General features: G+C 71.2%; 21 protein-coding genes. 15 read left to right on the top strand and 6 right to left on the bottom strand.

Annotated features, from left to right (window positions below):
- Window positions 1-47: 47 nt before the first annotated feature.
- From AQJ64_RS19865 to AQJ64_RS19855, 3 genes are all read left to right on the top strand, one after another.
- Entirely contained in the window at window positions 48-2,345 is a 2,298-nt protein-coding gene (locus AQJ64_RS19865; RefSeq protein WP_059202822.1) for a mannosyltransferase YkcB-related protein, read from the top strand.
- A gap of 210 nt (window positions 2,346-2,555) precedes the next feature.
- The gene (locus AQJ64_RS19860) at window positions 2,556-3,362 is read left to right on the top strand and encodes an endonuclease I family protein (protein ID WP_059202821.1); all 807 of its coding nucleotides are present in this window, start codon (window positions 2,556-2,558) and stop codon (window positions 3,360-3,362) included.
- Between the two features lie 64 nt (window positions 3,363-3,426).
- Window positions 3,427-4,119, top strand: a complete 693-nt coding sequence (locus AQJ64_RS19855) for a DUF7691 family protein (RefSeq protein ID WP_425315613.1) — start codon at window positions 3,427-3,429, stop codon at window positions 4,117-4,119.
- Between the two features lie 7 nt (window positions 4,120-4,126).
- Here AQJ64_RS19855 and AQJ64_RS19850 read toward each other — a convergent pair whose 3' ends face one another.
- The 3 genes from AQJ64_RS19850 to speB are packed head-to-tail and all read right to left on the bottom strand — an operon-like array spanning window position 4,127 to window position 7,656.
- Window positions 4,127-4,990 carry a GNAT family N-acetyltransferase gene (locus tag AQJ64_RS19850; protein WP_063808089.1) on the bottom strand — a complete coding sequence of 288 codons (864 nt, stop codon included), beginning with the start codon at window positions 4,988-4,990 and terminating at the stop codon, window positions 4,127-4,129.
- A gap of 15 nt (window positions 4,991-5,005) precedes the next feature.
- Window positions 5,006-6,691 (bottom strand): thiamine pyrophosphate-binding protein, encoded by a 1,686-nt coding sequence (locus AQJ64_RS19845; RefSeq protein WP_055632265.1) that lies wholly within the window; start codon window positions 6,689-6,691, stop codon window positions 5,006-5,008.
- Window positions 6,688-7,656 (bottom strand): agmatinase, encoded by a 969-nt coding sequence (speB, locus tag AQJ64_RS19840; RefSeq protein WP_055632266.1) that lies wholly within the window; start codon window positions 7,654-7,656, stop codon window positions 6,688-6,690. The genes AQJ64_RS19845 and speB overlap by 4 nt, the downstream gene beginning before the upstream one ends.
- Before the next feature lie 94 nt (window positions 7,657-7,750).
- On the opposite strand from speB, the gene AQJ64_RS19835 reads away from it, so the two are divergent.
- Both AQJ64_RS19835 and AQJ64_RS19830 read left to right on the top strand, forming a co-directional pair.
- On the top strand, window positions 7,751-9,304 hold the full coding sequence (locus AQJ64_RS19835) for a PucR family transcriptional regulator (protein WP_055632267.1): 1,554 nt from the start codon (window positions 7,751-7,753) through the stop codon (window positions 9,302-9,304).
- A 62-nt stretch (window positions 9,305-9,366) separates the two neighbouring features.
- A complete protein-coding gene (locus AQJ64_RS19830; protein WP_055632288.1) occupies window positions 9,367-10,161 on the top strand; it encodes a phosphatase in 795 nt (264 codons plus the stop codon).
- Here the strand turns inward: AQJ64_RS19830 and AQJ64_RS19825 are convergent.
- From AQJ64_RS19825 to AQJ64_RS19815, 3 genes are all read right to left on the bottom strand, one after another.
- On the bottom strand, window positions 10,158-11,027 hold the full coding sequence (locus AQJ64_RS19825) for an acyl-CoA thioesterase (protein ID WP_055632268.1): 870 nt from the start codon (window positions 11,025-11,027) through the stop codon (window positions 10,158-10,160). The two genes, AQJ64_RS19830 and AQJ64_RS19825, sit on opposite strands and share 4 nt — an antisense overlap.
- A gap of 36 nt (window positions 11,028-11,063) precedes the next feature.
- Window positions 11,064-12,221 (bottom strand): acyl-CoA dehydrogenase family protein, encoded by a 1,158-nt coding sequence (locus AQJ64_RS19820; RefSeq protein WP_055632289.1) that lies wholly within the window; start codon window positions 12,219-12,221, stop codon window positions 11,064-11,066.
- Window positions 12,222-12,370: 149 nt separating this feature from the next.
- The gene (locus AQJ64_RS19815) at window positions 12,371-12,964 is read right to left on the bottom strand and encodes an SACE_7040 family transcriptional regulator (RefSeq protein WP_055632269.1); all 594 of its coding nucleotides are present in this window, start codon (window positions 12,962-12,964) and stop codon (window positions 12,371-12,373) included.
- Window positions 12,965-13,060: 96 nt separating this feature from the next.
- Between AQJ64_RS19815 and AQJ64_RS19810 the strand changes: the two genes are divergently transcribed.
- From AQJ64_RS19810 to AQJ64_RS19765, 10 genes are all read left to right on the top strand, one after another.
- Window positions 13,061-14,677, top strand: a complete 1,617-nt coding sequence (locus AQJ64_RS19810) for a carboxyl transferase domain-containing protein (RefSeq protein ID WP_055632270.1) — start codon at window positions 13,061-13,063, stop codon at window positions 14,675-14,677.
- Window positions 14,678-14,683: 6 nt separating this feature from the next.
- On the top strand, window positions 14,684-16,603 hold the full coding sequence (locus AQJ64_RS19805) for an acetyl/propionyl/methylcrotonyl-CoA carboxylase subunit alpha (RefSeq protein ID WP_055632271.1): 1,920 nt from the start codon (window positions 14,684-14,686) through the stop codon (window positions 16,601-16,603).
- A complete protein-coding gene (locus tag AQJ64_RS19800) occupies window positions 16,600-17,541 on the top strand; it encodes a hydroxymethylglutaryl-CoA lyase (protein WP_055632272.1) in 942 nt (313 codons plus the stop codon). Before AQJ64_RS19805 ends, AQJ64_RS19800 begins: the two co-directional genes overlap by 4 nt.
- 5 nt (window positions 17,542-17,546) lie before the next feature.
- The gene (locus AQJ64_RS19795) at window positions 17,547-18,707 is read left to right on the top strand and encodes an acyl-CoA dehydrogenase family protein (protein ID WP_055632290.1); all 1,161 of its coding nucleotides are present in this window, start codon (window positions 17,547-17,549) and stop codon (window positions 18,705-18,707) included.
- 188 nt (window positions 18,708-18,895) lie between these two features.
- Window positions 18,896-19,945, top strand: a complete 1,050-nt coding sequence (locus AQJ64_RS19790; protein WP_055632273.1) for an ABC transporter substrate-binding protein — start codon at window positions 18,896-18,898, stop codon at window positions 19,943-19,945.
- The gene (locus AQJ64_RS19785) at window positions 19,887-20,723 is read left to right on the top strand and encodes a siderophore-interacting protein (RefSeq protein ID WP_055632274.1); all 837 of its coding nucleotides are present in this window, start codon (window positions 19,887-19,889) and stop codon (window positions 20,721-20,723) included. Before AQJ64_RS19790 ends, AQJ64_RS19785 begins: the two co-directional genes overlap by 59 nt.
- Before the next feature lie 136 nt (window positions 20,724-20,859).
- Entirely contained in the window at window positions 20,860-22,302 is a 1,443-nt protein-coding gene (gene desA, locus AQJ64_RS19780; RefSeq protein ID WP_055632275.1) for a lysine decarboxylase DesA, read from the top strand.
- Window positions 22,286-23,575 carry a lysine N(6)-hydroxylase/L-ornithine N(5)-oxygenase family protein gene (locus AQJ64_RS19775; RefSeq protein ID WP_055632276.1) on the top strand — a complete coding sequence of 430 codons (1,290 nt, stop codon included), beginning with the start codon at window positions 22,286-22,288 and terminating at the stop codon, window positions 23,573-23,575. Before desA ends, AQJ64_RS19775 begins: the two co-directional genes overlap by 17 nt.
- Window positions 23,572-24,105: a GNAT family N-acetyltransferase gene (locus AQJ64_RS19770; RefSeq protein ID WP_055632277.1), complete on the top strand. Its 534-nt coding sequence runs from the start codon at window positions 23,572-23,574 to the stop codon at window positions 24,103-24,105. Before AQJ64_RS19775 ends, AQJ64_RS19770 begins: the two co-directional genes overlap by 4 nt.
- Window positions 24,102-25,871 (top strand): IucA/IucC family protein, encoded by a 1,770-nt coding sequence (locus AQJ64_RS19765; RefSeq protein WP_055632278.1) that lies wholly within the window; start codon window positions 24,102-24,104, stop codon window positions 25,869-25,871. Before AQJ64_RS19770 ends, AQJ64_RS19765 begins: the two co-directional genes overlap by 4 nt.
- The last annotated feature ends 38 nt before the right edge of the window (window positions 25,872-25,909 follow it).

Genomic DNA, 25,909 nt, shown 5'->3' with positions numbered 1-25,909 from the left:
AGGTCCGGCACAGCGGCCGCCCACAACTGACGTACAGCATGCGAAGGGTGACATCTGCCACCGACCCACTCCCCACGCCCCCGACCGTGTCCCCCGACCGGCCGCCGCCGACGCCGTCCGAGACGGCCCCCGCGGCGCCCCCACCGGACAAGGCACCGCGCTGGTCGCTGCCCGCGCTCATCGCGATCCTGGTCCTGGCGGCGGTGCTCTACGGCTGGAACCTGTCGGGCAACAGCCTCAACAGCTTCTACAGCGCCGCCGTCTACAGCGGTACGAAGAGCTGGGAGGCGTGGTTCTTCGGCTCGCTCGACGCAGGGAACTTCATCACCGTCGACAAGCCGCCGTTCGCGCTCATGATCATGGGCCTGTCCTGTCGGATCCTCGGTTTCGGCACCTGGCAGATGATGGCGCCGGAGATCGGGGCGGCGCTCGGCACGATCTGGATCCTGCACTCCTCCGTGAAGCGGGTGTTCGGGCATGTGGCCGCCACGATCGCGGCGCTCGTGCTCGCCCTGACCCCCATCACCGTCGCCATCAACCGCGACAACAACCCCGACACCATCCTCGTCCTGCTGATGGTGGCCGGCGGGGCGCTCGCGCTGCGCGCCACGCGCGACGACCGGCTGCTGCCGCTCATCGGCTCGGCGGTGTGCTTCGGCCTGGCGTTCAACACCAAGATGCTCCAGGGCTACATCGCCCTGCCGGCCGTCTTCGCCGTGTACGTGTACGCCTCGAAGCCGGGCTGGAAGAAGAAGGCCGTCAACCTGGCCCTCGCGGCCGTGGCGCTCGCCGTCTCCAGCTTCTGGTGGGCGACCGCCGTGTCCCTCGTGCCCGCCGACGACCGGCCCTACATCGGCGGTTCGACCGACGGCAGCGCCTGGGACCTGATCATGGGCTACAACGGCCTGGGGCGCGTCCTCGGCGGTGAGGGCAACGGCGGCGGCGGTGGCGGCGGAGGCGGCACCTTCGCCGGAACGGCGGGCATCGGGCGGATGTTCAACGACATCCTCGGCGGCCAGATCTCCTGGCTGATCCCCTTCTCGGGCATCGCGCTCGTCGCCGGACTCGTGCTGTGCGGGCGCGCCCCGCGCACCGACCTGACGCGGGCCGCGCTGGTCCTGTGGGGCGGCTGGACCGTGCTGCACTACTTCACCTTCGCCCTCGCCGAGGGCACCATGCACCCCTACTACACGACCGCGCTCGCCCCGGGCATCGCGGCGCTCACCGGCGGCGGCGGTGTCATGCTGTGGCGCGCCTTCCGCGGCGGTGACGCCCGCTGGTCGTGGGTGCTGCCGGCCGGGCTGGCGGTCACCGCTGTCTGGGCGATCGTGCTGCTGCGCCGGGCCACCGGCTGGAACACCTGGCTGTGGCCGGTCGTCGGTGTCCTCATGGTCCTCGCGATCGTGGGTCTGTTCCTGCTGCGCTCCGCGAGCTCCGGCACCCGGCTGCGGCTGCTCGGCGCGTCCGTCGCCGCGGCGGTCGTGGCGGCCCTCGCCGGTCCCACGGCGTACGCGGCCTCGCCCGCGTTCGGCAGCTCCAGCGGCATGATGGGCGGCACCAACCCGACCGCGGGCCCGTCCACCGGGGGCGGCATGGGCGGTCCCGGCGGCGGTGGCGGCCGGGGCGGCTTCGGCGGCGGCAGCGGCGGTCCCGGCGGGCAGATGCCGGGCGGCACCCAGCAGGGCGGCGGCCAGGCGGGCGGCGAGTTCCCCGGCGGCGGCAACGGCGAGCTTCCCCAGGGCGGCGGCGCTCCCAGCGGCGCGCCGAGCGGCGGCCAGAACGGTCAGGGCGGCCAGCAGGGCGGCGTGAACGGGGAGTTCCCCGGCGGCGGCCAGGCCGGCGGCGAGAGCGGCTCGGCTTCGGGCGGCGCGCCCGGCGGCAGCAGCGGTGGTCCCGGTGGGGGCGGCATGGGCGGCGGCATGGGCGGCGGCGGCATGGGCGGCGCCGACAGCGGGCTCGTCTCGTACCTGGAGAAGCACCAGGACGGCGCCACATGGCTGATCGCGGTGTCCAACTCGCAGAGCGCGGGCCAGATGATCCTGAGCACCGGCAAGCCCGTCATCTCGATGTTCGGCTTCACCGGCTCGGACAACGCGATGACCCTGGCCAGGCTCAAGGAGCTGGTGAAGAAGGGCGAGCTGCACTACATCCAGCTCGGCGGCGGCATGGGGATGGGCGGCAACAACAGCCAGAACCAGGAGCTGACGACGTGGGTGCAGAAGCACGGGACGGCGGTGGAGGAGAGCGAGTACAGCTCCACCTCGTCGAGCACGTCCGGCTCCTCCGGCTCCTCCGGCTCCTCCAGTTCCTCGGTCTACCGGCTGGACCCGTCCGACGTGAGCTGACATGAGCTGAGCGGTACGGCACCAAACGGCCCCTGACGTCCCGTCAGGGGCCGTTTTCGTAGGTTCGCACAGAGTCAACTCGCGTAGATGAGAGGCGATTTGCCGTTTCAGGTCACCGAATGGACACGCACAGTCCATTTACACGGCCGCATGTCCATGTCACGCTCCCGATTGCCGCCCCCATCAACCCGCGTAGATCGGACACCCCACATGCTGGCGACACGCATCCACCGATGGAAGTCGGTGGCGCTTGGCACCGCTGCCGTCCTGGTCGGCCTCACCGTGCCCGCGCTCACCGCGACCCCCGCCGCGGCGACGACGACGGCGTACGACTCGACGTACTACAAGAACGCGGTGGGCAAGACGGGTACGAGCCTGAAGTCGTCCCTCCACACCATCATCAGCACCGGCGTCTCGAAGATCTCGTACTCCGCGGTCTGGGACGCGCTGAAGGTCACCGACCAGGACCCGAACAACAGCAGCAACGTCATCCTGCTGTACAGCGGTGTCTCGCGCAGCAAGTCCCTCAACGGCGGTGACGTCGGCGACTGGAACCGTGAGCACACCTGGGCCAAGTCCCACGGCGACTTCGGCGAGTCGATCGGCCCCGGCACCGACCTGCACCACCTGCGCCCCGCCGACGTACAGATCAACAGCACCCGCGGCAACCTGGACTTCGACAACGGCGGCAGCGCGGTCACCAACGGCGGCGGCAGCAAGGTCGACTCCGACTCCTTCGAGCCGCGCGACGCCGACAAGGGCGACGTGGCCCGCATGATCCTCTACATGGCGGTCCGCTACGACGGCGGCGACGGCTTCGCCGACCTCGAGCCCAACGAGAAGGTCAACAACGGCAGCAACCCGTACATGGGCAAGCTCTCCGTCCTCAAGGCGTGGAACGAGGCGGACCCGCCGAGCGCCTTCGAGGAGAAGCGCAACCAGGTCATCTACGACACCTACCAGCACAACCGCAACCCGTTCATCGACCACCCGGAGTGGGTCGAGGCGATCTGGTAGGACACCGCACCCCACAGCCCCGCCACAGGGCCCTCCCGGAGTGTTCCCGGGAGGGCTCTGTGTCATGGGCGTCCTGGTGGATCATGGTCATGATGATCACCAGGGTGGGCGTGGAAGCGGGGAGGACGAACCAGTGGGCTACTGCCTGGAGATGAGCACCGGTGACATGCGGGGTGTGATCCGGCTGCTCACCGCGGTGGAGCGGACGCAGGAACAGGAGCGGATGCTCGCCCTCGTGCGCGAGCGGTGCGAGAAGGCCGACGCACGGCTGCGGGAGGAGCGCATCGACCTGCGGGTGTCGGTCGTCCGGGCGCTGGAGGAACTCGTCGAGGGCGGGCCGCCGAGCGCGGAGCTGTGTCCGGCGTACACGTACGCCTTCCGCGAGGCCGTGGCCCCGCACTTCTCCGACACCAGCGACCTCGGGGTGTGGCCCCGGCCGTCCTGGTTCTTCGCGCTGGACAGCGAGCTCGCCCGGCACGGTGTCCCGAGGGAGGTCCTGCCCGCGACGTTCCTCTTCAGCGGACCGCCGCTGCGGCTGCCGCACCCCGGTGACGCGGTCCCGCAGATCGGTGTGCTGCCGGCCCAGCGGGCGGCGCTGCTGGCGGAGGCGTACGAGAGGGTGCTGAACCGGCTCGACCGCGAGTTCACCGAGACGGCGGGGCGGTTCGCCGAGCTGATGCGGTTCGAGGCGGAGGAGTGGGAGACGGCACGCCGACTGGGCCGCAGGGACGACACGATCTTCTTCTGGTTCGGCTGAGACCCTCTCATGCCGGCTCGTAGCGGGCCCGTCGGGCGAGCGGTTGGAAGCCCAGGCTCCGGAACAGTGCCGCGGATGCCGGGTTGTTGGCGTTGACGTCGAGAAAGGCCTCGTTCTCGCCGGCCGCCCGCATGCGGGTGAGCGCCGTGAGGGCGAGGCAGCGGCCGAGGCCACGGCGTCGCCAGGACGGGGCCGTGCCCACCTGGATCAGGAAGTCGCGGGCGCAGGTGACGAAGCCGATCGGGGAGCCGTCGGCCGAGCGGGCCAGCAGGGAGTACGGCGGGCGGAAGTCGTCGTCGCCCGCCGTCCAGTCGGTCCACCGGGACCGGGACCAGCCGGGGAATCCGGGGCGGTCGGCGAAGGAGATGCGGTAGGCCTCGAAGAATTCCGGGTGGTTGTCGTCGCTCCACTCGGCCAGGACGACACCGGACGGCAGCTGAGCCCGGGGGAAGGGAGCCGACAGGTCGCGGCGCATGACGTCCTCCGCGAACGTCCGGCGCAGGCCGCGTGCCCCGAAGACGGCGTCGGCCTGCGGGGTCAGTGACTCCGTCTCCACACGGAGATCGCCGGCCCGCCGCCGAGCCGTCTCCAGCAGGCGGTCGAGCAGGGCGGTGCCGATCCCCCGGCCCCGGTGGGACGGGTCGACCTGGCCGGTCACCACGATCGAGCCCCCCGCCTCGCGGACCGAGCCCGCCGCGATCAGCGTGCCGTCGTGGAAGGCTCCGACGGCGGTGACACCCGGGCCCGCGTAACGTCCTTCGACGTACCCGGGGGACGCGGTGGCCGGGAGTCCGCCGTCCACGGCCAGACAGCGGACGGAGAGGTCCACGACGGTCGGCACATCCACGTCAGAAAGGTCTGCCCAGTCCATGCCCCTCAGGATGCCTCAGCCCAGATGCGTCGGTGCGAACATCCGCAACAGGGCCGGCAGGACGACCACCGAGGGGCCGGGGGCGGCCAGGGCCTTGGCCAGGTCCTGTTCCAGGGTCTCCGGGGAGGTCGACAGGGCCGGGACGCCGAAGGACTCGGCGAGGGCCACGTAGTCGGGGCGGGTCAGTTCGGTGCCGGTGGTGGCGCCGAAGGCGTCGGTCATGTACTCGCGGAGGATGCCGTAGCCGCCGTCGTCGACGATGAGCCAGGTGACGGGGAGGTCGTACTGCTTCGCCGTCGCCAGTTCGGCGATCGAGTAGAGGGCGCCGCCGTCGCCGGAGACCGCCAGGACCGGGCGGGTGGGGTCGGCGGCGGCCGCGCCGAGGGCCGCCGGGAAGGCGTAGCCGAGGCCGCCCGCGCCCTGGGCGGAGTGCATCGTGTTGGGGGCCTTGGGGTCGAAGGCGGACCAGGCCCAGTAGGCCAAAATCGTCATGTCCCAGAAGGACGGGGAGTCGGCGGGCAGGGCCCTTCTGACCGACGTCAGCAGGGCCTGTTCCAGGGTGAGACCCTGGGACGCGATGCGCTCCGCTACGCGGGACAGGACGGTCCGTACGCGGGCCGGGGCCTGCGGGTCCTCGCGTCGGGTCACCGTCTCCAGCAGGGCCTGGAGGGCCAGGCGGGCGTCGGCGTGGATGCCGAGGCCCGGGTGGTTGGACTCCAGTTTGCCGAGGTCGGCCTCGATCTGGATCACCCGGCCGCGCGGGGCGAACGTGTGGTAGTTCGAGGAGAGTTCGCCCAGGCCCGAGCCGATCACCAGCAGGACGTCGGCGTCCTCCAGGAAGTCCGTGGTGTGCCGGTCCTCCAGCCAGGACCGCAGGGACAGCGGGTGCGTCCAGGGGAAGGCGCCCTTGCCGCCGAAGGTGGTGACGACCGGCGCGTCGATCCGTTCCGCCAGCTGCCTCAGCTTGCCCGAGGCGTCCGCGCGCACCACTCCCCCGCCCGCGATGATCGCCGGCCGGGTCGCACGGGAGAGCAGGTCGGCCGCCACCGCCGTCAGTTCGGGGCGGGGCGGCAGGTCCTCGGGGAAGGCGTCCACACCGGTGACGACGGGGATCGCCGTCTCCGCGAGCAGCACGTCCTGGGGGATCTCCACCCACACCGGGCCGTGCGGGACCGTCAGCGCCGACGTCCAGGCCGCCGCGACGGCCGAGGGGATCTGTGACGCGCTGCGGACCGTGTGGACCGACTTCACCACGCCCCGGAAGGACGCCGACTGGTCCGGGAGTTCGTGCAGATAGCCGCGGCGGCCGCCGCCCAGTCCCGCCGTCGGGATCTGGCTGCTGATCGCCAGCACGGGCGCGGAGGCGGAGGCCGCCTCGTGCAGCGCCGCGAGCGAGGTCAGCGCGCCCGGGCCGGTCGACAGCAGCAGCGGGGCGGCCTCCCCGGTGATCCGGCCGTAGCCGTCCGCCGCGAAGCCCGCGTTGTTCTCCACCCGCAGGCCGACGTACCGCAGGGAGGAGCGGCGCAGGGCGTCGAACACGCCCAGCGCGTGCTGGCCGGGCAGCCCGAACACCGTGGTCGCGCCGAGCGCGGCCAGGGTCTCCACGACGAGGTCTCCGCCGATGCGGCCGGGCGGCGGGTCGAGTGCGGCCTCCGTCTGCGCGGCCGTCGGGCGGAGCACCAGGTCGTGGTCGTGGGTCACTGCGCGCGAGCCTCCGCGATCTGCCGGGACATGATGGTGGTCAGTTCGTACGCCGTGTGGGACGCGGCCACCGACGTGATCTCCGCGTGATCGTACGCGGGGGCCACCTCGACGACGTCGGCGGAGACCAGGTTGCAGGAGGCGAGTCCGCGCAGGATCTCCAGCAGCTCGCGGGAGGTCATGCCGCCGGCCTCGGGGGTGCCGGTGCCGGGGGCGTGCGCCGGGTCCAGGCAGTCGATGTCGATGGAGATGTACAGCGGCCGGTCGCCGATGCGCTGCCGGAGCTGGTCGGCGACCTCGTCGGCGCCGCGCCGGTAGATGTCCGCCGAGGTGACGATGCCGAAGCCCATCTTCTCGTCGTCGGTGAGGTCCTGCTTGCCGTAGAGGGGGCCGCGGGTGCCGACGTGCGAGAGGGCCTCGGTGTCGAGGATGCCCTCCTCCACCGCCCGGCGGAACGGTGTGCCGTGCGTGTACTCGGCCCCGAAGTAGGTGTCCCAGGTGTCGAGGTGGGCGTCGAAGTGCAGCAGCGCGACCGGGCCGTGCTTCTTCGCCACGGACCGCAGCAGGGGCAGCGCGATGGTGTGGTCGCCGCCCAGGGTCATCAGCCGGGCGCCGGTGCCGAGCAGTTCGTCCGCCGCCGCCTCGACCGTCTCGACGGCCTCGTTGATGTCGAACGGGTTCACGGCGATGTCGCCGCCGTCCGCGACCTGCGCCAGGGCGAAGGGGGAGGCGTCCTGCGCCGGGTTGTAGGGGCGCAGCAGCCGGGACGCCTCACGGATCGCGTTGCCGCCGAAGCGGGCGCCCGGCCGGTAGGAGACGCCCGAGTCGAACGGGACACCGACCACGGCCACGTCGGCCCGGCCGACCTCGTCGAGGCGGGGCAGCCGGGCGAAGGTCGCGGGTCCGGCGTACCGCGGGATGCGGGAGGAGTCGACGGGTCCGCGAGGCGTGTCGTTGCCGCTCATGGTCACATGCCTTCTTTCTGGGGGGGGTGCCTCCACGGTAGGTGGCCGACCGGCGGCTGCGAAGCGTACGTTTCCTCCACAGGGAACCAGTGAGATGGAGGGAACGCACACCATGTCCGAGCAGCCCGCCGTGCCCCTCACCCCGCCGGTCCCGCTCGCCGCGCTCCTGGCCCGCGAGGACCTGGCCCTGCGGCAGATCGCCGGGCCCGCCGACGCCGGTACGGTCCTGCACGGGGCGCACGCCTCGGAGATGGCCGACCCGTACCCGTATCTGCTGGGCGGTGAGCTGCTGCTCACGGCCGGGGTGCACGTCCCGGAGGCGGCCGGGACCTACTTCGACGACTATGTCTCCCGGATCGTGGCGGGCGGCGGCGCGGCGCTGGGCTTCGGCGTGGCGCCGGTGCACGACACGGTGCCGCGTGCGCTGGTCGCGGCCTGCGAGGCGTACGGGCTGCCGCTGGTCGAGGTCCCGCCGCAGACGACCTTCGCGACGGTGGCCCGCGCGGTCTGGCAGTTGATGGAACGCGCCCGCACCGCCGAACTGCGCCGGGTGACCGAGGCGCAGCAGAGCCTCGCCTCGGCCGCCGCCCGCCCCGATCCGGTCCCGTCCGTCGTGCGCCGCCTGGCCCTGCGGATCGGCGGCCGGGCCGTCCTGTACGGCCCGGGGGGCACGGAGATCGCGACGGCGGGAGGGCCACCGGACGCCGACGGCTCGTTGTCCGACCTGGCTCACCGGCTCGTGTCCCGGGGCTCCACCACAGCCAGCGACACCACCCCCACGGGCACCCACCTCACGGCCTACGCCCTGAGCCAGGACTTCGTCCTGGCCGTGGCCGCCCCCGCCCACGCACCGGGCGACCACACCATCGCCTCGGTGGCGGCGGTCCTCCTCACCCTCCTCACCGGCACCCAGGAGACCGGTTCGGGCACGGCCCGCACCTCGGCACTCGTACGCCTGCTGCTGGGGGCGACACCGGAGGAGGTGGCACCCCTGCTGGGCGGCGGCGATCGGTGGTTCGTCGTACACGCCTCGCCCACCGAGCGACGGGAGCACGCCCACCCAGGGGCGCGGGGCCCTGTCGATGTGCGGCTCCGCCGCGGGGCGCGATCAGCCACGACGCACCCGCACCCGCCCGACCAGCTCACCGCCACCACACTGGGCGCAGCCCTCGGCTCCCCCCTCCTGGACCTCACAGCCGACGTCGTACGAGTCCTCGTACCGGCCGATCGCCCACCGGAACCCCAGCCCGGCTGGACCCTCGGCGTCAGCGACGACGTACCCGCACGACACCTCGCCACGGCCGACGCGCAAGCGTCCCGCGCCCTCGCCCGCGCCCGCGCGACCCGCACCCCCCTCACCCGCCACACACCCCCCAGGGCCTTCACCTCGCTGCTCCCGCCGGGGGAAGCCGAGGACCACGCCCGAGCCCTCCTGGCCCCGCTCGCCGCAACGCCCGCCCTGAGGGAAACCCTCCGCACCTGGCTCTCCCTGCACGGCAGCTGGGACCGGACCGCCGTCGCCCTCGCCGTGCACCGCAACACGGTCCGTCAGCGGATGGCCCGCTGCGCGACCCTGCTGGGGACGGATCTGGACGACCCGGACGTCCGGACGGAGCTGTGGTTCGCCCTGCGCCTGATCGACCAGTGACGCACGTCCCAGCGCCCGGAACGGTGACGACGGCCACACCCCGCTGCCCCACAATGGAGACCATGCCGATACCCGGGACCCCCAGCCGCGCCGAACTCGTCGACCATCTCGTCCGAACCCGTATCGCGGGTGAGGTCGCCACGCCGCGCGAGAACAACCTCTCCCACTACCGCCAGCTCGCGAACGGCAACCGCAACTACTGGTTCGGCCTGGAACTCGGCGACCGCTGGACGGACGAGCAGGACGTGCTCGCGGTGATGGCGGAGCGGGTGGGCGTCAACGACGACGCCGAGCACCGCTACGGCCAGGACACCATCGACCCGGAGCTGACCGTGGACGGTCTGGACCGGATGGCGGCGCGGCTGCGCAAGGCCGCGGAGGGGCGGCAGCGGGTGCTGTTCGCGACCGGTCACCCGGGCGGTCTGCTGGACGTGCACCACGAGACCTCCGCCGCGCTGCGGGCGGCCGGCTGCGAGATCGTGAAGATCCCGGAGGGGCTCCAGACGGACGAGGGGTACGTCTGGCAGGTCGCGGGGGTGGCGGTGCTGGAGCACGGGGCGACCCTGTGGCACACCCATTCGGGCGCGCCGATGAAGGCGATCCTGACCGCGCTGGAGCTGGCGGGCCGTCCGCTGCCCGATCTGGTGGTCGCCGACCACGGCTGGGCGGGGTACGCCGGACAGCACGGTGTGGACTCCGTCGGGTACGCCGACTGCAACGACCCGGCGCTGTTCCTCGCGGAGGCGGAGGGGACCGTACAGGTGGCGGTCCCCCTCGACGACCATGTGCCCAACCCGCGCCACTACGACCTGATGATCGCGTACCTGCTGGCGGAGGCCGGCCTCACGAAGGGCTAAGCCCTCGGGACCCGGACCACGCCCTCCTGGATCACCGAGACCGCGAGTTGTCCGTCCTGCGTGTAGATGCGGGCCTGGCCGAGGCCGCGCCCGCCGGACGCGGACGGCGACTCCTGGTCGTAGAGCAGCCACTCGTCGGCGCGGAACGGGCGGTGGAACCACATCGCGTGGTCCAGGGAGGCTCCGACGACGTCCCCGACGGCCCAGCCGCCGCGCCCGTGCGCGAGCAGGATGGAGTCGAGGAGGGTCATGTCGGAGACGTAGGTGGCGAGCACGACATGGAGGAGCGGGTCGTCCGCGAGCTTGCCGTTGGTGCGGAACCAGACCTGGCTGTGCGGTTCGCGCGGCTCGCCGAACCTGCCGTAGGGCGGGTCGTCGACGTACCGCAGGTCGATCGCCTCGCGGGCCTCGAGGAACCGCTCGACGACCGCGGGGTCGAGATGGTCGTAGCCGCGCAGCCGTTCCTGGCCGGTGGGGACCGTCTCGGGGTCGGGGGCGGGCGGCATGGGGGCCTGGTGGTCGAGGCCCTCCTCGTACGTCTGGAAGGACGCCGACAGCGCGAAGATCGGCCGGCCGTGCTGGACGGCGACCGCGCGGCGGGTGGTGAAGGAGCGGCCGTCGCGGATCCGCTCGACGTTGTAGACGATGGGCGCGCCCGGGTCGCCCATGCGCAGGAAGTACGCGTGCAGGGAGTGGGCGTGCCGGTCGGCGGGGACCGTCCGCCCGGCGGCGACCAGCGCCTGTGCCGCCACCTGTCCCCCGAAGACGCGGGGGACGACGGCGGAGCGGGACTGGCCGCGGAAGATGTTCTCCTCGATCTGCTCGAGGTCGAGCAGATCGAGGAGATCCTGAAGTGCCTGGCTCATGGCTTCTAGTTGTACCGGCCAGTAATTGCCGGGACCTTACAGACCCATGTCCTTCGCGATGATCGACTTCATGATCTCGCTGGTGCCGCCGTAGATCCGGTTGACGCGGTTGTCGGCGTACAGACGGGCGATCGGGTACTCGTTCATGAAGCCGTAGCCGCCGTGCAGCTGGAGGCAGCGGTCGATGACGCGGTGGGCGACCTCGGTGGTGAACAGCTTGGCGGAGGCGGCCTCGGCGGCGGTCAGCTCGCCGGCGTCCAGGGCCTCGGTGGCGCGGTCCACGACGGCCTCGGCGGCGTCCACCTCGGCCTGGCAGGCGGCCAGCTCGAACTTGGTGTTCTGGAAGGACGCGACGGTCTGGCCGAAGACGGTGCGCTCCTTGACGTAGTCCTTGGCGAACCGGATGGCGGCCTTGGCCTGGGCGTAGGCGCCGTAGGCGATGCCCCAGCGCTCGGAGGCGAGGTTGTGGCCGAGGTAGTAGAAGCCCTTGTTCTCCTCGCCGAGGAGGTCCTCGACGGGGACCTTGACGTCGACGAACGCCAGTTCGGCGGTGTCGGAGGTCTTCAGGCCGAGCTTGTCGAGCTTGCGGCCGACGGAGTAGCCCTCGGCCTTGGTGTCGACGACGAAGAGGGAGATGCCGTGGCGGCGGTCCTCGGCGGTGGGCGCGGAGGTGCGGGCGCAGACGATCATGCGGTCGGCGTGGACGCCGCCGGTGATGAAGGTCTTGGCGCCGTTGAGGACGTAGTGCGTGCCGTCCTCGGAGAGCTTGGCGGTGGTGCGCATGCCGGCGAGGTCGGAGCCGGTGCCCGGCTCGGTCATCGCGATGGCCCACATCTCCTCGCCGGAGACGAACTTCGGCAGGTAGCGCTTCTTCTGCTCGTCGGTGGCGAGGAGCTTGATGTACGGCAGGCCGAGCAGGACGTGCACGCCGGAGCCGCCGAAGGTGATGCCGGCGCGGGCGGTCTCCTCGTAGAGGATGGCCTCGAACTTGTAGGAGTCGATGCCGGCGCCGCCGTACTCCTCGTCGACGCGGATGCCGAAGACGCCCAGCTCGGCGAGCTTGTAGTAGAAGTCGCGCGGCGCCTGGCCCGCGGCGAGCCACTCGTCGTAGACGGGGACGACCTCGGCCTCGATGAAGGCCCGGAGGGTCTCCCGGAACGCCTCGTGATCCTCGTTGAACACCGTACGGCGCACCGCCGCCACCTCCACCTGGCTCAAAAGGTCGTACCTAAGCGCTTGCTCAGATGATTACCGTACCGGTGGGTAGGGAGAGGCGTCCAGAGCCTTCGGGGCACGGCGCCCGTAACGCTCGTCACGCCGACGGGCCACCCCCGCGACCGCGGTCAGGCACCCGCCGCCGCGAACGCCCCCCGCGCCATCCGGTGCAGCAGCGCCGCCGTCGCCGTGCGGCCCGGGACGGAGCCGGGGCGGGCCAGGTGCGGGGTGGAGTTCAGCAGGCCGAAGACGGAGTGGACGGCCGAGCGGGCGGCCGGCTCGGTGAGGGCCGGATAGATCTCGCGGACCACCTCCACCCACAGCTCGACGTACTGCCGCTGAAGCTGGCGGACCAGCTTGCGGTCGCTGTCGCGGAGGCGGTCCAGCTCCCGGTCGTGCAGGGTGATCAGGGGGCGGTCGTCGATCGCGAAGTCGATGTGCCCCTCGATGAGCGAGTCGAGGACCGTCTCCGCCGCACCCCCGTCGGCCTCCGCCAGACGGCGCTTCGCGCCGGTCAGGAGCTGGCCGCTGATCCCCACCAGCAGCTCGGCGAGCATCGCGTCCTTGCCCGGGAAGTGCCGGTACAGACCCGGGCCGCTGATACCGACCGCGGCTCCTATCTCGTCGACCCCGACGCCGTGGAAACCGCGCTCGGCGAACAGCCGCGCGGCCTCCTTGAGGATCTGCTCGCGGCGGGTGGGGGCGTCGGTTCTGGTGGCCATGGAAGTAATTCTAGACAGCGAGGTTAGCGCTCGTTAACCTGAGGGAGATGGTTAACGCTCATTAACAGACGATCGTTGGGTGAGGGGAACCGCAGGATGGAGCAGGCACCGGAGCTGACGAGCGCGGCAGAGCCCGCGTCGGAGGCCTGGCGGGCCAACGAGCGGGCGCACCGCGAGCTCGTCGGGGAACTGCACGGCAAGCTGGCCGCCGCCCGGCTCGGGGGCGGTGAGCGGGCCCGGGCGCGGCACACCGCGCGCGGCAAGCTGCTGCCCCGGGACCGGGTCGACGGTCTGCTCGACCCCGGCTCGCCCTTCCTCGAACTCGCGCCGCTCGCGGCCGACGGGATGTACGAGGGGCAGGCCCCGGCCGCCGGGGTGATCGCCGGGATCGGGCGGGTCGCCGGGCGCGAGTGCGTGATCGTCGCCAACGACGCCACGGTCAAGGGCGGCACCTACTACCCGATGACCGTGAAGAAGCACCTGAGGGCGCAGGAGGTGGCCCTGGAGAACCGGCTGCCCTGCCTCTACCTGGTGGACTCGGGCGGCGCCTTCCTGCCGATGCAGGACGAGGTCTTTCCCGACCGCGAGCACTTCGGGCGGATCTTCTACAACCAGGCCCGGATGTCGGCGGCCCGGATCCCGCAGATCGCGGCCGTCCTCGGCTCCTGCACGGCGGGCGGGGCGTACGTCCCGGCGATGAGCGACGAGGCCGTGATCGTGCGCGGCCAGGGCACGATCTTCCTGGGCGGTCCTCCGCTGGTGAAGGCCGCCACCGGTGAGGTCGTCACCGCGGAGGAGCTGGGCGGCGGCGAGGTGCACTCCCGGATCTCCGGCGTCACCGACCACCTCGCCGAGGACGACGCGCACGCCCTGCGGATCGTGCGCACCATCGCCGCCACGCTCCCCGCGCGCGGGCCGCTCCCCTGGGAGGTGGCGCCGGTCACCGAGCCCAAGGTGGACCCCTACGGGCTGTACGGCGCGGTCCCGGTGGACTCCCGTACCCCCTACGACGTACGGGAGATCATCGCGCGCGTGGTGGACGGCTCGCGGTTCGCCGAGTTCAAGGCGGAGTTCGGGCAGACCCTGGTGACCGGCTTCGCCCGGATCCACGGCCACCCGGTCGGGATCGTCGCCAACAACGGCATCCTGTTCTCCGAGTCCGCCCAGAAGGGCGCCCACTTCATCGAGCTGTGCGACCAGCGCGGGATCCCGCTGGTGTTCCTGCAGAACGTCTCCGGGTTCATGGTCGGCAAGGACTACGAGGCGGGCGGCATCGCCAAGCACGGCGCGAAGATGGTGACGGCCGTCGCCTGCACGCGCGTGCCGAAGCTGACGGTCGTGGTCGGCGGGTCGTACGGCGCCGGGAACTACTCGATGTGCGGCCGGGCCTACTCCCCCCGCTTCCTGTGGATGTGGCCCAACGCCAAGATCTCCGTCATGGGCGGCGAGCAGGCCGCGTCGGTCCTCGCGACCGTCAAGCGGGACCAGTGGGAGGCCGGGGGCGAGAGCTGGCCACTGGAGGAGGAAGAGGCCTTCAAGGCCCCAATCCGCGCCCAGTACGAGCGCCAGGGCAACGCCTACTACGCCACCGCCCGGCTCTGGGACGACGGCGTCATCGACCCGTTGGAGACCCGCCAGGTGCTCGGCCTCGCCCTGACCGCCTGTGCCAACGCGCCCCTGGGTGACCCCCAGTTCGGCGTCTTCCGGATGTGAGGACCGATGTTCGAGACAGTGCTGGTCGCCAACCGGGGCGAGATCGCCGTCCGGGTCATCCGTACGCTGCGCTCGCTGGGCGTGCGCTCGGTGGCGGTCTTCTCCGACGCCGACGCCGACGCACGGCACGTACGGGAGGCCGACACGGCCGTACGGCTCGGTCCGGCGCCGGCCGCCGAGAGCTATCTGTCGGCGGAGCGGCTGCTGGAGGCCGCCGCCCGCACCGGCGCCCGGGCCGTCCACCCGGGGTACGGCTTCCTCGCGGAGAACGCGGCCTTCGCACGCGCCTGCGAGGAGGCGGGGCTGGTCTTCGTCGGGCCACCCGCCGAGGCCATCTCCCTCATGGGCGACAAGATCCGCGCCAAGGAGACCGTACAGGCGGCCGGGGTGCCGGTCGTCCCCGGCGGACGGGACCCCGACCTCGCCGGGGCGGCCCGTGAGCTGGGCGCGCCCGTCCTGCTCAAGCCGTCGGCGGGCGGCGGCGGCAAGGGCATGCGGCTGGTGCGGGACCTGACCCTGCTGGAGGAGGAGATCGCCGCCGCCCGCCGCGAGGCCCGCGCCTCCTTCGGCGACGACACGCTCCTCGTCGAGCGCTGGGTGGACCGGCCCCGGCACATCGAGATCCAGGTCCTGGCCGACGGCCACGGCAACGTCGTCCACCTGGGCGAGCGCGAGTGCTCGCTGCAACGGCGGCACCAGAAGGTGATCGAGGAGGCGCCGAGCGTGCTCCTCGACGAGGGGACCAGGGCCGCGATGGGCGAGGCGGCCGTGCAGGCGGCGCGCTCCTGCGGATACCGGGGCGCGGGCACGGTGGAGTTCATCGTCCCCGGCGGCGACCCCTCCTCGTACTACTTCATGGAGATGAACACCCGCCTCCAGGTGGAGCATCCGGTCACCGAGCTGGTCACCGGGCTGGACCTGGTGGAGTGGCAGCTGCGGGTCGCGGCGGGCGAGAAGCTGGACTTCGCCCAGGAGGACGTACGGCTCACCGGCCACGCGATCGAGGCGCGGATCTGCGCCGAGGACCCCGCGCGCGGCTTCCTGCCGTCCGGCGGAACGGTCCTGCGGCTGCGTGAACCGCAGGGCGACGGCGTGCGCACCGACTCCGGGCTCAGCGAGGGCACCGAGGTGGGCAGCCTCTACGACCCGATGCTGTCCAAGGTCATCGCCTACGGCCCCGACCGCCCGGCCGCGCTCAGGAGACTCCGCGCCGCCCTCGCGGGGACGGTGACCCTGGGCGTGCAGACCAACGCGGGGTTCCTGCGGCGGCTGCTCGGTCATCCGGCGGTGGTGGCGGGCGAGTTGGACACGGGGCTGGTGGAGCGGGTGGTGGACGACCTCGTCACCACGGACGTACCGGAGGAGGTGTACGAGGCGGCGGCGGCCGTACGGCTGGAGGGGCTGAAGCCGCAGGCGGGCGGCGGGTGGACGGACCCCTTCTCGGTGCCGAGCGGCTGGCGGCTGGGGGGCACACCGAGGCCGGTGGGCTTCCCCCTACGGGTCACCGAGCCCGTGGAGTACGTCCCGAGAGGCACCCACACCGTCACCGACGACCAGGTCTCGGTCACCCTCGACGGTGTCCGCCACACCTTCCAGCGCGCCGCCGACTGGGTCGGCCGGGACGGTGACTCCTGGCACGTCCGGGACCACGACCCGGTGGCCGCGTCCCTCACCGGCTCCGCGCACTCCGGTGCCGATTCCCTCACCGCGCCCATGCCCGGCACGGTGACGGTGGTGAAGGTCGCCGTCGGGGACGAGGTCGCCGCGGGGCAGAGCCTGCTGGTGGTCGAGGCGATGAAGATGGAGCACGTCATCTCCGCCCCGCACGCCGGCACGGTCGCCGAACTGGACGTCACCCCGGGCACGACGGTCGCCATGGACCAGGTGCTGGCCGTCGTCACCCCGTACGAGGAGGTCGCGGAATGACCGCTGAAGGGCTCCCGATGACCGTGCCCGCCCAGGATCTGCCCGACCGGGTGCGGATCCACGAGGTCGGCGCGCGGGACGGTCTGCAGAACGAGAAGTCGGCCGTGCCGACCGAGGTGAAGGCCGAGTTCATCCGCCGGCTGGCCGACGCGGGTCTGACGACGATCGAGGCGACGAGCTTCGTGCACCCCGCGTGGGTGCCGCAACTCGCCGACGCCGAGGACCTGTTCCCGCAGGTCGCCGACCTGCCCGTGGCGCTGCCCGTGCTGGTGCCGAACCAGCGCGGGCTGGACCGCGCGCTCGCGCTCGGCGCCCGCCGGGTCGCCGTGTTCGCCAGCGCCACCGAGTCCTTCGCCAAGGCCAACCTCAACCGCACGCTCGACGAGTCCCTCGCGGTCTTCGAGCCCGTCGTCCGGCGCGCCAAGGACGAGGGCGTGCAGGTGCGCGGCTATGTCTCCATGTGCTTCGGCGACCCCTGGGAGGGCGCGGTCCCGCTGCACCAGGTCGTCCGGGTCTGCCGGGCGCTGCGGGACATGGGCTGCGACGAGCTGAGCCTCGGCGACACCATCGGGGTCGCTACCCCCGGCCATGTCCTCGAACTGCTCTCCCTGCTCAACGAGGAGGGCGTGCCGACGAACGTCCTCGGCGTGCACTTCCACGACACCTACGGGCAGGCACTGGCCAACACCTACGCCGCCCTCGAACACGGCGTCACCACCGTCGACGCCTCCGCGGGCGGCCTCGGCGGCTGCCCGTACGCGAAGTCCGCCACCGGCAACCTCGCCACCGAGGACCTCGTGTGGATGCTGCACGGCCTCGGCATCGACACCGGGGTCGATCTCGGCCGCCTCGTCGCCACCAGCGCGTGGATGGCCGACCAGCTGGGCCGACCCAGCCCGTCCCGCACCGTCCGCGCCCTCTCCCACAAGGACCAGTGATCAGCATGGACCACCGTCTCAGCCCCGAGCTGGAGGAACTCCGCCGTACGGTCGAGCAGTTCGCGCACGACGTCGTGGCGCCGAAGATCGGCGACTTCTACGAGCGGCACGAGTTCCCGTACGAGATCGTCCGCGAGATGGGCCGGATGGGCCTGTTCGGGCTGCCGTTCCCGGAGGAGCACGGCGGGATGGGCGGCGACTATCTGGCGCTCGGCATCGCCCTGGAGGAGCTGGCGCGGGTCGACTCGTCCGTGGCGATCACCCTGGAGGCCGGGGTCTCGCTGGGCGCGATGCCGATCCATCTGTTCGGCACCGAGGAGCAGAAGCGCCGGTGGCTGCCGCGGCTGTGCTCGGGCGAGATGCTGGGCGCGTTCGGGCTGACCGAGCCCGACGGCGGCAGCGATGCCGGGGCGACCAGGACGACGGCCCGCCTGGACCCGGAGACGGATGAATGGGTGATCAACGGCACCAAGTGCTTCATCACCAACTCGGGCACGGACATCACGGGGTTGGTGACGGTCACGGCGGTCACCGGCCGCAAGCCCGACGGGCGGCCGCTGATCTCCGCGATCATCGTCCCGTCGGGCACCCCGGGCTTCACGGTCGCCCAGCCCTACTCCAAGGTCGGCTGGAACGCCTCCGACACCCGGGAGCTGTCCTTCTCCGACGTAAGGGTGCCGGCGGCGAACCTGCTGGGCGAGGAGGGGCGCGGGTACGCGCAGTTCCTGCGGATCCTCGACGAGGGCCGGATCGCGATCGCCGCGCTGGCCACCGGGCTGGCGCAGGGCTGTGTGGACGAGTCGGTGAAGTACGCGCAGGAGCGGCACGCGTTCGGGCGGCCGATCGGCGCCAACCAGGCCATCCAGTTCAAGATCGCCGACATGGAGATGAAGGCGCACACGGCCCGGCTGGCCTGGCGGGACGCGGCCTCGCGGCTGGTGGCGGGCGAACCGTTCAAGAAGGAGGCGGCGCTGGCGAAGCTGTACTCGTCGACGATCGCCGTCGACAACGCCCGGGACGCCACCCAGGTGCACGGCGGGTACGGGTTCATGAACGAGTACCCGGTGGCCCGGATGTGGCGCGACTCCAAGATCCTGGAGATCGGAGAGGGGACGAGCGAGGTGCAGCGGATGCTGATCGCCCGTGAGCTGGGGCTCGCCGGCTGACCGGAAGTCATCCCTTTCACACCGTCAACTTGCCGTCAATTCCGGCAAGTTGACGGAATCAGAGCGTGCGCGGACATCCCACGGTTCCGGGATCAGATCACCCCCGCCCTGGACAGGATCTGAGGTTAGGCTAACCTACCTTCGAACTTGTCCGGCGGTGATCCGCACGTGCGAAAGCAGCCACTCTCATGCCCAACGCCAGAGCCAACCACCTCACCCGCCGCGGCATCCTCGCCGCCGGTGGCGCCCTCGGCCTCGGTGCCGTGCTCGCAGCCTGCGGGGACGACGACGCGAAAAGCAGTGGCTCGGACTCCTCGGCGAGCGCCTCCGCCAAGTCCGGTCCCTGGACCTTCAAGGACGACCGCGGCACCACCGTGAAGCTCGACGGGATCCCGGCGAACATCGTCGCGTTCACCGGTGTCGGCGCCGCGCTGTACGACTACGGCATCCAGGTCAAGGGTGTGTTCGGCCCGACGAGGACGACCGACGGCAAGGCCGATGTCCAGGCCGGCGACATGGACATCTCCAAGGTGACGATCCTGGGCAACGTCTGGGACGAGTTCAACGTGGAGAAGTACGCCGCCCTCGCGCCCGACGTCCTCGTCTCCACGATGTTCGACGACGCCGGCACCCTCTGGTACGTCCCCGAGGCCTCCAAGGACAAGATCGCCAAGCTCGCCCCGAGCGTCGGCGTCTCCGTCTACGACCGCCAGCTCACGGCTCCGCTGGAGCGGATGTGGGAGCTGGCCGAGTCACTCGGTGCGGACATGACCGCGGCGAAGGTCACCGACGCGAAGAAGCGGTTCGAGGCGGCGGCGACCCGGCTGCGCGCCGCGGCGAAGGCCAAGCCCGACATCAAGGTGATGGCCGGGTCCGCCAGCGCCGAGCTGTTCTATGTCTCCGGCTCCAACCTGTCGATCGACCTGGAGTACTTCAAGGCGCTCGGCGTGAACTTCGTGGAGCCGCCGGAGAGCGCGAAGAAGGAGGGTGGCGGCTGGTACGAGTCGCTGTCCTGGGAGAACGTCGACAAGTACGCGGCGGACATCATCATGATGGACGACCGGACCTCGGCGCTCCAGCCTTCGGCGATCACCGAGGCGACGTGGAAGAAGCTGCCGGCCGTGAAGGCGGGGCAGGTCATCGGACGGTCGCCGGAGCCGATTCTGTCGTACGACAAGTGTGTGCCGCTGCTGGAGAACCTCGCCGAGGCCCTGGAGAAGGCGAAGAAGGTCAGCTGAGCCGCCCTCCCCCACGCTTCTCGGTTCGTCCCTGGTGCGGGTGGGTTTCGGCGGGGAGGACCTCCGGTTCCTCTTCTCCGACGGGCGGGACCAGTCGCTGTCCCTGTTCCTGCCGCATCCGGGGCAGGACGCGCCCGTCGTCCCCTTCGAGCGCGGGGACGGGTGGTGGCAGGGGTGGCGGGAACTGCCCGACGACGTGCGGGCCGTGATGCGGTCCTACACCCTGCGGGCGCTGCGGCGGGATCCCGACGAGATCGACATCGACTTCGTGCTGCACACCCCCGCCGGGCCCGCCTCCGCCTGGGCCGCGCGGGCCGAACCCGGGGACCGGGTGGTGTTGCTGGGACCCGCGATCGCCGACAACCGGGCGATCCGGTTCCGGCCGCCGCGGGACACCGATCTGGTCGTGCTGTGGGGGGACGAGACCGCGCTTCCCGCCCTCTCGTCGATCCTGGAGTCACTGCCGTCCGGGCAGCGGGTGCGGGCCTGGATCGAGGTGCGCGACACCGGCACTGTGCAGGACCTGGTGACCCTGGCGGACGCCGAGATCACCTGGATCGGCGCCGGGCACTCCCCCGCCGTCGTCCGGGCAGCCCAACTGCCGCCCGCCGCACGGCCGTACGTCTGGATCGCCGGTGAGTCCGGGTCGGTGAAGGCGTTGCGCCGGCACTTCGTGCAGGAGTGCGGGATCGACCGGCGCCGGGTCACCTTCGTCGGGTACTGGCGTGAGGGGCTGACGGAGGAACAGCTGCGCGAACGCGAGGGAGTGAGTGAGTGACGTGACGTGATCACAGTCACCGGAGGGGCGGAGCCTCCCGGTTGTTCATTAGGTTAGGCTAACCTAAGTTGAACCCGGGGCTCCGCCCCTCAGTCCGTCCCGCAGCGGACCCGTCCCCACCCCCGGAAGGCTCCCCATGCGCTCGCACCTGCTCAACGACACCACCGCGGAGCAGTACCGCCGCTCCGTGACCGAAGGAGTCGAGCGGGTGGCCGCCAAACTCGCCGCCACCGACCGTCCGTTCACCGGCGTCACGGTCGACGCCCTCGCCCCCCGCATCGACGGCATCGACCTCGACCAGCCCCTGCACGACACCACCGCGGTGCTCGACGAGCTGGAGGAGGTCTACCTCCGCGACGCGGTCTACTTCCACCACCCCCGCTATCTCGCCCACCTCAACTGCCCGGTCGTCATCCCCGCCGTGCTCGGCGAGGCGGTGCTCTCCGCCGTCAACTCCTCCCTGGACACCTGGGACCAGTCGGCCGGCGGCACCCTCATCGAGCGCAAACTGATCGACTGGACCACCGAGCGCATCGGCCTCGGCCCGGCCGCCGACGGGGTGTTCACCTCCGGCGGCACCCAGTCCAACCTCCAGGCGCTGCTGCTCGCCCGGGAGGAGGCCAAGAGCGACTCGCTCGCCGAACTGCGGATCTTCGCCTCCGAGGTCAGCCACTTCAGCGTGAAGAAGTCCGCGAAACTGCTGGGGCTGGGGCAGGACGCGGTCGTGTCGATCCCCGTCGACCGCGACAAGCGGATGCAGACCGTCGCGCTCGCCCATGAGCTGGAGCGCTGCACGAAGGCCGGTCTCGTCCCCATGGCCGTCGTCGCCACCGGCGGCACCACCGACTTCGGCTCCATCGACCCGCTGCCCGAGATCGCCGAGCTGTGCGAGCAGTACGGCACCTGGATGCACGTCGACGCGGCCTACGGCTGCGGACTGCTCGCCTCCCTGAAGTACCGGCACCGCATCGACGGCATCGAGCGCGCCGACTCCGTCACCGTCGACTACCACAAGTCCTTCTTCCAGCCGGTGAGTTCGTCCGCCGTGCTGGTCAGGGACGCGGCCACGCTGCGGCACGCCACCTACCACGCCGAGTACCTGAACCCGCGCCGGATGGTGCAGGAACGTATCCCCAACCAGGTGGACAAGTCCCTGCAGACCACCCGCCGGTTCGACGCGCTCAAGCTGTGGATGACCCTGCGCACCATGGGCGCCGACGGCATCGGACAGCTCTTCGACGAGGTGTGCGACCTGGCGGTGCAGGGCTGGGGACTGCTGGCCGCCGATCCCCGCTTCGACGTCGTCGTACAGCCGTCCCTGTCCACCCTGGTCTTCCGCTACATCCCCGCCGCCGTCACCGACCCGGCCGAGATCGACCGCGCCAACCTCCACGCCCGCAAGGCCCTGTTCGCCTCCGGTGACGCGGTGGTCGCGGGCACCAAGGTCGCGGGCCGCCACTACCTGAAGTTCACCCTGCTCAACCCCGAGACGACCGCGGCCGACATCGCCGCCGTCCTCGACCTGATCGCCGGCCACGCCGAGCAGTACCTGGGAGAGTCCCTTGACCGCGCTTGCTGAAGCCAGCCGCACCCATGACTTCGTGGGGATCGGGCTCGGCCCCTTCAACCTCGGCCTCGCCTGCCTCACCGAGCCGATCGACGCGCTCGACGGGGTCTTCCTGGAGTCCAAGCCCGACTTCGAGTGGCACGCCGGGATGTTCCTCGACGGCGCCCACCTCCAGACGCCGTTCATGTCGGACCTGGTCACCCTGGCCGACCCGACCTCGCCGTACTCCTTCCTCAACTACCTGAAGGAGAAGGGGCGGCTGTACCAGTTCTACATCCGCGAGAACTTCTACCCGCTGCGCGTCGAGTACGACGACTACTGCCGCTGGGCGGCCGGCAAGCTGAGCTGCGTGCGCTTCTCGACGACCGTCGCCGAGGTGACGTACGACGAGAGCGAGGCGCTGTACGCCGTGCGCACCACGGCCGGGGACGTCTTCCGCGCCCGCCGGCTGGTCCTCGGCACCGGCACCACGCCGTACGTCCCGGAGGTCTGCCGCGGTCTGGACGGCGGGCTGTTCCACAACGCCGAGTACATGCGGCGCAAGGCCGAGCTCCGGTCGAAGAAGTCGATCACGATCGTCGGCAGCGGACAGAGCGCCGCCGAGATCTACCACGAGCTGCTCGCCGAGATCGACGTCCACGGCTACCAGCTCAACTGGGTCACCCGGTCCCCGCGGTTCTTCCCGCTGGAGTACACCAAGCTGACCCTGGAGATGACATCCCCGGACTACATCGACTACTTCCGCGCGCTGCCCGAGGAGACCCGCTACCGGCTGGAGAAGCAGCAGAAGGGCCTCTTCAAGGGCATCAACTCCGACCTCATCGACTCGATCTTCGATCTGCTGTACCAGAAGGACGTCGAGCACGGCGACCGGCCCGTCCCCACCCGGCTGCTCACCAACTCCTCGCTGAACAGCGCCCGGTACGAGGACGGCGTGTACCGGCTCGGCTTCCGCCAGGACGAGCAGGGCAAGGACTACGAGATCGCCACCGAGGGCCTGGTGCTGGCCACCGGCTACCACTACCGGCCCCCGGCCTTCCTGGAGCCGGTCCGCGACCGCCTGTGCTTCGACGAGCACGGCCGCTTCGACGTGGCCCGCAACTACGCCATCGACACCACCGGCCGGGGCGTGTTCCTGCAGAACGCCGGCGTGCACACCCACTCCATCACGTCCCCCGACCTCGGCATGGGCCCGTACCGCAACAGCTCCATCATCCGTGAGCTGCTCGGCAGCGAGTACTACCCGGTCGAGAAGACCATCGCGTTCCAGGAGTTCGCCGTATGACCTTCACCTTCCGCCCGCTCGACCCGCCGCGGGACGCCGAGCTGCTGCACTCCTGGGTGACGCATCCCAAAGCGGCCTACTGGATGATGCAGGACGCCTCACTGGTGGACGTCGAGCGTGCCTACCTGGAGATCGCCGCCGACCCGCACCACCACGCGCTGCTCGGTCTCGACGAGGACGGCACCCCGGTCTTCCTGATGGAGAGGTACGACCCCGTCCACCGGGAACTGGTCGGCCTGTACGAGCCGTTGCCGGGCGATGTCGGCATGCACTTCCTCACCCCGGCGACCGACACGCCCGTGCACGGTTTCACCCGCGCGGTCATCACCGCCGTCATGGCGCACCTCTTCGAGGACCCGGCCACCTCCCGGGTCGTCGTCGAGCCGGACGTCGCCAACACGGCGGTCCACGCCCTCAACGAGGCCGTCGGCTTCGTCGCCGAACGCGAGATCCGGAAGCCGGAGAAGAGGGCGTTGCTGAGCTTCTGCACCCGGGAACAGTTCGTCGCCGCCCTGGGGGTGGCCGCGTGAGCCTCTCCGACGCCGTGGCGCACCTCTCCCCCGAACGCTGGGAGACGGCCAACCGCCTCCTCGTCCGCAAGGCCCTCGCCGAGTTCGCCCACGAGCGGCTCATCACGCCCGAGGAGCGGGACGGGCGGTACGTCGTCCGCAGCGACGACGGTCTGACGTCCTACCGCTTCACCGCCGTCCGCCGTGCCCTCGACCACTGGCAGGTGGACGCCGACTCGATCACCCGCACCCGTGACGGCGCCGAACTCCCCCTCGCCGCACTGGACTTCTTCATCGAGCTGAAGCAGGCCCTCGGGCTGAGCGACGAGATCCTGCCGGTCTATCTGGAGGAGATCTCCTCCACCCTCTCCGGCACCTGCTACAAGCTCACCAAAGCGCGGATCACCTCGGCGGAACTGGTCCGCAGCGGCTTCCAGGCCATCGAGACCGGCATGACCGAGGGCCACCCCTGCTTCGTCGCCAACAACGGGCGGCTCGGCTTCGGCGTCCGCGAGTACCTGTCGTACGCCCCGGAGACCGCGAGCCCGGTCCGGCTGGTGTGGCTGGCCGCGCACCGGTCCCGGGCGGCCTTCACGGCGGGTGCCGGGATCGACTACGAGGCCTTCCTGCGGGAGGAGCTGGGCGCGGCGGCCGTCGAGCGGTTCGACGGGATCCTGCGCGAGCAGCGGCTCGACCCGGCCGACTACCTCCTCATCCCGGTCCACCCCTGGCAGTGGTGGAACAAGCTCTCCGTCACCTTCGCCGCCGAGGTCGCGCGGAAGAACCTGGTGTGCCTGGGCGAGGGCGAGGACGAGTACCTGGCCCAGCAGTCCATCCGGACCTTCTTCAACTCCTCGCACCCGGAGAAGCACTATGTGAAAACGGCCCTGTCCGTCCTCAACATGGGCTTCATGCGCGGACTCTCCGCCGCCTACATGGAGGCGACGCCGGCGATCAACGACTGGCTGGCCCAGCTCATCGACAACGACCCGGTGCTGAAGTCGACCGGTCTGTCGATCATCCGGGAGCGGGCGGCCGTCGGCTACCGGCACCTGGAGTACGAGGCGGCCACGGACCGCTACTCGCCGTACCGCAAGATGCTCGCCGCGCTGTGGCGCGAGAGCCCCGTGCCCTCCCTCCGGGACGGCGAGTCGCTCGCGACCATGGCCGCCCTGGTCCATGTGGACCACGAGGGGAAGTCGGTGGCCGGCGCGCTCGTCGAGCAGTCGGGGCTCGCCCCCGCCGAGTGGCTGCGCCACTACCTCGAGGCGTACTACACCCCGCTGCTGCACAGCTTCTACGCCTACGACCTGGTCTTCATGCCGCACGGCGAGAACACGATCCTCGTGCTGCGGGACGGGGTCGTGCAGCGGGCGGTCTACAAGGACATCGCCGAGGAGATCGCGGTGCTGGACCCGGACGCGGTGCTGCCGCCCGAGGTGCGGCGCATCCGGGTCGACGTGCCCGAGGACCGGAAACTGCTGTCGATCTTCACGGACGTCTTCGACTGCTTCTTCCGCTTCCTCGCGGCGAACCTCGCCGCCGAGGGAGTCCTGACGGAGGACGACTTCTGGCGCACGGTCGCCGAGGTCACCCGCTCCTACCAGGAGGCGAACCCCGAACTCGCCCACAGGTTCCGCCAGTACGACATGTTCGCCCCCGAGTTCGCCCTGTCCTGCCTCAACCGGCTCCAACTGCGCGACAACCGGCAGATGGTGGACCTGGCCGACCCCTCGGGCGCCCTCCAGCTGATCGGCACCCTGAAGAATCCCGTCACAGGGTTCTGATCAGGGCGGCGGGTTCCCCCGAGTACGGTCCTCGGGGG

It is taken from the genome of Streptomyces griseoruber (assembly GCF_001514205.1).
Taxonomy (GTDB): Bacteria; Actinomycetota; Actinomycetes; order Streptomycetales; family Streptomycetaceae; genus Streptomyces; species Streptomyces griseoruber.
This window is presented reverse-complemented; position numbering and strand designations above follow the sequence as displayed.

Excerpts from the sequence above, each read along its gene's own strand:
- AQJ64_RS19770 (WP_055632277.1), top strand. The coding sequence starts at position 23,572 with ATGACCTTCACCTTCCGCCCGCTCGACCCGCCGCGGGACGCCGAGCTG.
- AQJ64_RS19855 (WP_425315613.1), top strand. The coding sequence starts at position 3,427 with ATGGGCGTCCTGGTGGATCATGGTCATGATGATCACCAGGGTGGGCGT.
- AQJ64_RS19835 (WP_055632267.1), top strand. The coding sequence starts at position 7,751 with ATGGAGGGAACGCACACCATGTCCGAGCAGCCCGCCGTGCCCCTCACC.
- AQJ64_RS19795 (WP_055632290.1), top strand. The coding sequence starts at position 17,547 with ATGGACCACCGTCTCAGCCCCGAGCTGGAGGAACTCCGCCGTACGGTC.
- AQJ64_RS19815 (WP_055632269.1), bottom strand. The coding sequence starts at position 12,964 with ATGGCCACCAGAACCGACGCCCCCACCCGCCGCGAGCAGATCCTCAAG.
- AQJ64_RS19790 (WP_055632273.1), top strand. The coding sequence starts at position 18,896 with ATGCCCAACGCCAGAGCCAACCACCTCACCCGCCGCGGCATCCTCGCC.
- AQJ64_RS19825 (WP_055632268.1), bottom strand. The coding sequence starts at position 11,027 with ATGAGCCAGGCACTTCAGGATCTCCTCGATCTGCTCGACCTCGAGCAG.
- AQJ64_RS19860 (WP_059202821.1), top strand. The coding sequence starts at position 2,556 with ATGCTGGCGACACGCATCCACCGATGGAAGTCGGTGGCGCTTGGCACC.
- desA (WP_055632275.1), top strand. The coding sequence starts at position 20,860 with ATGCGCTCGCACCTGCTCAACGACACCACCGCGGAGCAGTACCGCCGC.
- AQJ64_RS19830 (WP_055632288.1), top strand. The coding sequence starts at position 9,367 with ATGCCGATACCCGGGACCCCCAGCCGCGCCGAACTCGTCGACCATCTC.
- AQJ64_RS19805 (WP_055632271.1), top strand. The coding sequence starts at position 14,684 with ATGTTCGAGACAGTGCTGGTCGCCAACCGGGGCGAGATCGCCGTCCGG.
- speB (WP_055632266.1), bottom strand. The coding sequence starts at position 7,656 with ATGAGCGGCAACGACACGCCTCGCGGACCCGTCGACTCCTCCCGCATC.
- AQJ64_RS19850 (WP_063808089.1), bottom strand. The coding sequence starts at position 4,990 with ATGGACTGGGCAGACCTTTCTGACGTGGATGTGCCGACCGTCGTGGAC.
- AQJ64_RS19800 (WP_055632272.1), top strand. The coding sequence starts at position 16,600 with ATGACCGCTGAAGGGCTCCCGATGACCGTGCCCGCCCAGGATCTGCCC.
- AQJ64_RS19810 (WP_055632270.1), top strand. The coding sequence starts at position 13,061 with ATGGAGCAGGCACCGGAGCTGACGAGCGCGGCAGAGCCCGCGTCGGAG.